Consider the following 5,373-nt stretch of genomic DNA (forward strand, 5'->3'; position numbering starts at 1 on the left):
TATTGTTACTGGGTGCCCGTAAAGGCAAATACACTAAAGACGGTAAAGTGCATGCCATACCGGGTGCCAATATGCCATTGGCGGCGCTGGGTACCTTAATTTTATGGATGGGCTGGTTTGGTTTTAACGGTGGCTCGGTACTAAAACTGGGTGATATTGCCAATGCGCACAGTGTTGCTGTGGTGTTTCTTAACACCAATGCCGCCGCTGCCGCCGGTGCAGTAGCTGCCTTAATCCTGTCGTCAGTGTTATTTCGCAAAGCAGATTTAACTATGGCCCTTAACGGCGCTCTGGCTGGTCTGGTGGCCATTACCGCTGAACCTTCTACGCCTACACCACTGCAAGCCACCTTGTTTGGTGCTATTGGTGGTGCTCTGGTAGTAGCGGCCATTTTAGCGCTGGATAAAGTGAAAATAGATGATCCTGTCGGGGCCATTTCTGTACACGGTGTTGTCGGTTTCTATGGTTTATTGCTAGTGCCTATTACCAATAGCGACAGCAGCTTCAGTGGCCAGTTAATTGGTGCCGCCACCATTTTTGGCTGGGTGTTCTTAACCAGTTTAGTGGTGTGGTATCTGTTAAAACTGGCCATAGGTATTCGGGTAGATGAACAAGCCGAATACGAAGGGGTAGACAGTTCTGAGTGTGGCATTGAAGCTTACCCTGAGTTTGTCGCCTCTGTGAAATAGTGAGATTTTTGACCCTATCCTTTTCCTTTGTCTGAAAGTTGTATTATTTAACACAGACGCCCCGTGGTTATGCTGCGGGGTTTTTTTATTCTTTAAGTGACAAGTGACAAGTGACAAGTGACAAGTGACAAGTGACAAGTGACAAAAAAGCGGTATTTCAAAAAAGCGAAAGGCCGCATACTACGCGGCCAGTTTCGTTCGTTTTCAGCTATCCCTACTGTAACTCATCCTGAGCCAGTCTTCCCTGCTCCTTCCCGGAGTGTCCAATGGCATCATGCCGGGTCCTGTCATCCTTGTCGATTAACATCCTGCTAATCGTAACTCATCCTGAGTTATCCATTATACGCGGCAGCCTGAGCTACTGCGCTGTCCTAAACTGCCTTTCAAGGTCGTATCCTGAGGGGCCAGCAAGCGCCATCCTGGCGTTCATCCTGTAAGCTTTAATCTAAAAGCTGTTACCCGTCCTGGGCCTGTCCATTTGCTCTTTCTGAGCTATCCCTTTACTCGTCCTGAGTCGGTCCTTGCTGGCTCATCCTGAACCGGTTCCCTGCTACTCATCCTGAGCGTGTCCAAAAACCATCCTTGTGCTATCCTAGCGCAATTGCTGCTACCTGCAGCTTGCTAACGTCCTGTTAGCCGTCGTTCCGTCGACAAGAGAATTATGCGGTAACTGGTATAAAATTGTCGGTAGTTTTCTGAAAAAACCAGACTGTAACAAGATTGTAAGAAAATCATATTCTGTTTTTTTGCATTAAAAACATATAGATAGTGAATTTGTGCTGAAAGGCGTTTGCAGAAAATAGCGTTTTAACCGCTGCTTTTGTGAGATATATCTCACACAGACACCGGCGTTTTTGCCCGTCAGCTGATTGAAAACAAACAGGGATAGCCATGGCACGAGAACAATTAGGCATATGTGCTGAAGCCAACTTACACGGCAGTTATTTATTTTTCAATGCCTTAGATGGGCAGCAAGCGGTATTACGGCATAAATTGGCTCGCTTACCGGTAATGATTGATCGGCTGGCCGAGCATTTTTCCGAGTCGATGTTAAGCCTGGTGGTGGCGATAGGGCCACAGTACTGGGACAAGTTGTATCCACAGCATCGTCCGGCAGAGTTTCATGCCTTTCCATCTTATGATAACGAGCATTTAAGCCTGGCTACCGAGCCGGTTGATTTATTTATTCAACTGCGCTCCGACCGGCTGGATGTGAATTATCTGGCTTGTCAGCAAGTACAGCAATTGCTGGCCGCCAATACCGAGCTTATTGAGCAATTAAGCGGTTTTCATTATCTGGATGGTCGCGATTTAACTGGCTTTAATATCAACCCTTGTTCGTTGCGTGGCCTGGCGAGGCGCAAAAGTGCACTGCTGCCAGACACTGAGCCCTTTGCTGGTGGCAGCTATGTGTTTTTTAGTCGTATGCATTTCGATTTAACGCATTGGCAGCAATTAAGCCAAACTGAGCAAGAGCAGTTAATGGGCTTTAGTAAGGTCAGTGCTAAGGTGCTAGCTGGGCAGGCAGAGCATAGCCATTGGCAAACGCTGCTAGAGGATGCTGCGCCGCCCGCGTTGTTGCAGCAGTCTATGCCCTTTGGCCGCTTAAAAGAACAAGGGCTGCTTAGTGTTACTTTTTGCGCGCAGCCCAATGCCTACTTGCAGTTACTGCAACGCCGCTTAGGCTTGGCAGCTGTGCCCTATGATCCGCTGCTGGATTATTATCAGGCAGACTTATGCACCGCTTTTTTTGCCCCTTCTATCAGCTTTATTGAGCAAGCAGCACAGCAGGCGTAAGTCGTGGCCTGAGCCTGTACGGCAAAGCCCGCCTTATACCTTTTCGAACAGCTCAGTCACTTTAGCCAAGGTAAAGTTGATATTTTTTACGCTTATTGGCGCAATGAAAATGGTATCGTCGCCGGCAATGGTACCCAGCACGCCTTCTGCTTTGCCGACCGAGTCGAGCAGGCGGGCAATCAACTGAGCGGCGCCCGGGCTGGTGCGGATAATAATCATCACATCGTTATGCTCTATATCCAGCACCAGTTGCCGTAGCGGGCTTTTGGTGGTGGGTACGCCAAGCTCAGGGGGCAGAGTGTACACCATTTCCTGGCGGGCATTGCGGGTACGAACTGCACCATATTTGCTCAGCATACGTGACACTTTAGACTGGCTGACATTATCAAAGCCTTCACTTTTTAATGCCTCGACAATTTCTCCCTGTGAGCCAAAGCTTTCGGTTTTTAATACCGCCTTAAATGCCTGGATCAGCGCTTCTTGTTTTGATTGTTTGGTCATGGTCTGATGATCATCCGGTTGAGGGCTGCGTTAATATTAACAAATTTAGCGGCACAATACAGGCTGTCACGCAAACTAGCCAAAGTTTGCCGAAAATGCATAGACTTTAGGCGTAAGGCATTTGTATTTTGGCCGCTATTTCAGTATTGTTGGCGCAGTTTTTAACGTCGCGTTTAGTAAAACACTGTACAAGGGAGATTAAGATGAAAGTTGCCGTTTTAGGTGCTGCCGGTGGTATCGGTCAAGCGCTGTCATTACTGTTAAAGTTAGATTTACCTGCCGGCACTGAGTTAGCCTTATACGATCTGGCCCCGGTAACGCCGGGTGTTGCCGTTGACTTAAGCCATATCCCTACCGCAGTTAAGGTAACAGGTTACGGTAAAGAAGACTTAAACCAGGCCTTAGTAGCCGCTGATATCGTGATGATCCCAGCCGGTATGCCACGCAAGCCAGGTATGGACCGCTCAGATTTGTTTAACATCAACGCCGGTGTGGTTAAAACCCTGGCCGAAGCCATAGTACAGCAGTGCCCGAAAGCGCTGGTAGGGGTTATTACTAACCCGGTGAATACCACTGTGGCGATTGCTGCTGAAGTGTTCAAGAAAGCCGGTACTTACGATCCGCGCCGTTTATTTGGTGTTACCACGCTGGATGTGATCCGTGCTGAAACCTTTGTTGCTGAATTAAAAGGCAAAAACCCTGCTGATATTACTGTGCCGGTTATTGGTGGTCACAGCGGTACTACCATACTGCCATTGTTATCCCAGGTAGCAGGCGTAAGTTTTAGCGATGAAGAAGTGGCAGCGTTAACGGTACGCATTCAAAACGCCGGTACTGAAGTGGTAGAAGCTAAAGCCGGTGGCGGTTCAGCTACACTGTCTATGGGCCAGGCGGCGGCACGTTTCTGTTTATCTTTAGTAAAAGGTTTACAGGGCGAAGCAGTAACCGAATACGCCTATGTAGAAGGTGAAGGCGAGCACGCCCGTTTTTTTGCACAGCCATTGGTGCTGGGTAAAAACGGCGTAGAGCGTTTACTGCCTATCGGTAGCTTAAGTGCCTTCGAGCAAAAAGCCATGACCGATATGTTGCCAACCTTAAAAGCCGACATTACGCTTGGCGAAGAGTTTGTTAGCAACAACTAAGGGTTGCTGCAGTTGAAAAAAGGCGCTGCGGCGCCTTTTTTAATGTTCTCTGGCGCCAATTTTCGCGTGGGGAAATCGGTTCTGTTGTCTACAACCTATCTTGCTAAATTCAGAACTTTACACCTTTATGTTTAACAACACGCCAGTTTAAAAGGGATGTCTTTGTCGCAGGCGCTGCGGCTGAGTTCATCACACAGCTGCATAAAACGAATGGCATAACGGTAGCGGTTGCCGCTGATAGTGGGGTATACCGCCAGTTCGTTGTTGTAGCTTAAGCGCAGTAACTCATAGTGTTCGGCGTTTTGCTGGTAAAAGCCATTTTCGGCCAGAGCATCACTAAAGGCGCTGCGTTCACGTACAAAGCGCAGTACCAGTTGAATAGCCTGCTGGGTAAGCTGTATTTGTTGCAGCCAGTCGGCGGCCATTTTCTGGCGGAGCGGGGCATCAAGGTGGATCCAGTACTGTAACTGCGGCATATCAAAATAGCAGCTGCCACCGGGAATACTAAAACGTTGGCGCAGAGGCGCTAAAAATTTATCGTCTTTTAACGTTCCCACCAGCTTACCACTGCGTAGCAGTTCGCTTTGCAGCCGCACGGCCTGTTGCAGCAATACCTGCAATTTGCTGTCCGACACCGACGGATGTTTAGACCACAATACCAGCTGGCTTTCGCAGCGCTCCAAATCTTTAATTAATTCGGGGCGGACATCGTTGCGCTCTAAGACTTCAATTAAATCAAAGAGTACGTTAAAAAAACATTGCTGCTGCACTTCATCATTTAAGCTTTGTAACTGCTTTAATTGCGCAAATAAGTATTCAAGCCGCAAGTAGGTGCGGATTTTTTCATTCAGCGGATGTTCGTAGACGATGTCAGTCATTGTTAGCTATGACCTTACTAGGCGCATTTAGTTCTTTTAGCTGCGCCATCCTGGAATATTTCAGGTGTAAAGCCTTCACCTGTGCGCTTAACTCAGCCGGGCTGCCACTGTTATCAATTACCGCAGTGGCTTTGGCCAGCCGCGCTGAGCGCGGCAGTTGCGCTGCTAAAATGGCAGCAAACTGTTGCTCAGATATACTATCACGCGCCAGGGTGCGTTGCTGTTGCAAGCGTTCGGGCACATCGACTACCAGAACTTGCTGACAAAGCGCATCTAAGCCGTTTTCCAGCAATAAAGGTGCCACCAATAGCACATAGGGTGCCTGCACGAGTGCCAGTTGCTGTAACAGCTGCTGGCGAATGGCCG

The 5,373-nt window shown here is 48.5% G+C and carries 5 protein-coding genes and 1 pseudogene; 3 read left to right on the forward strand and 3 right to left on the reverse strand.

All coding sequences use genetic code 11. The features are described 5' to 3' along the window. Together V7D78_RS05805 and V7D78_RS05810 are read left to right on the forward strand one after the other, a co-directional pair. Window positions 1–689: pseudogene (locus V7D78_RS05805) on the forward strand (ammonium transporter); the annotation flags it as partial. An 891-nt stretch (window positions 690–1,580) separates the two neighbouring features. Then, window positions 1,581–2,486, forward strand: coding sequence for a Dyp-type peroxidase (locus V7D78_RS05810; protein WP_333607493.1), 906 nt, complete (start codon window positions 1,581–1,583; stop codon window positions 2,484–2,486). Between the two features lie 33 nt (window positions 2,487–2,519). On the opposite strand, the gene argR is transcribed toward V7D78_RS05810, so the two are convergent. Then, complete coding sequence (gene argR / locus V7D78_RS05815) at window positions 2,520–2,987, reverse strand: transcriptional regulator ArgR (RefSeq protein ID WP_333607494.1); 468 nt, start codon at window positions 2,985–2,987, stop codon at window positions 2,520–2,522. Between the two features lie 203 nt (window positions 2,988–3,190). Here argR and mdh point away from each other — a divergent pair, with 203 nt between their 5' ends. Then, window positions 3,191–4,129: a malate dehydrogenase gene (gene mdh / locus V7D78_RS05820; RefSeq protein ID WP_333607495.1), complete on the forward strand. Its 939-nt coding sequence runs from the start codon at window positions 3,191–3,193 to the stop codon at window positions 4,127–4,129. A gap of 131 nt (window positions 4,130–4,260) precedes the next feature. Here the strand turns inward: mdh and zapD are convergent, their stop codons facing one another. Then, a complete protein-coding gene (gene zapD / locus V7D78_RS05825; RefSeq protein WP_333607496.1) occupies window positions 4,261–5,007 on the reverse strand; it encodes a cell division protein ZapD in 747 nt (248 codons plus the stop codon). Continuing rightward, window positions 5,000–5,373, reverse strand: a 374-nt coding sequence (gene coaE / locus V7D78_RS05830) for a dephospho-CoA kinase (protein ID WP_333607497.1), incomplete at its 5' end; no start/stop codon positions are given. The genes coaE and zapD, both read right to left, overlap by 8 nt.

The sequence above is a fragment of the Arsukibacterium sp. genome (assembly GCF_036735525.1).
GTDB lineage: Bacteria > Pseudomonadota > Gammaproteobacteria > Enterobacterales > Alteromonadaceae > Alishewanella.

Coding starts and splice junctions, on each gene's coding strand:
- V7D78_RS05810 (WP_333607493.1), top strand. CDS start 1,581: ATGGCACGAGAACAATTAGGCATATGTGCTGAAGCCAACTTACACGGC.
- mdh (WP_333607495.1), top strand. CDS start 3,191: ATGAAAGTTGCCGTTTTAGGTGCTGCCGGTGGTATCGGTCAAGCGCTG.
- argR (WP_333607494.1), bottom strand. CDS start 2,987: ATGACCAAACAATCAAAACAAGAAGCGCTGATCCAGGCATTTAAGGCG.
- zapD (WP_333607496.1), bottom strand. CDS start 5,007: ATGACTGACATCGTCTACGAACATCCGCTGAATGAAAAAATCCGCACC.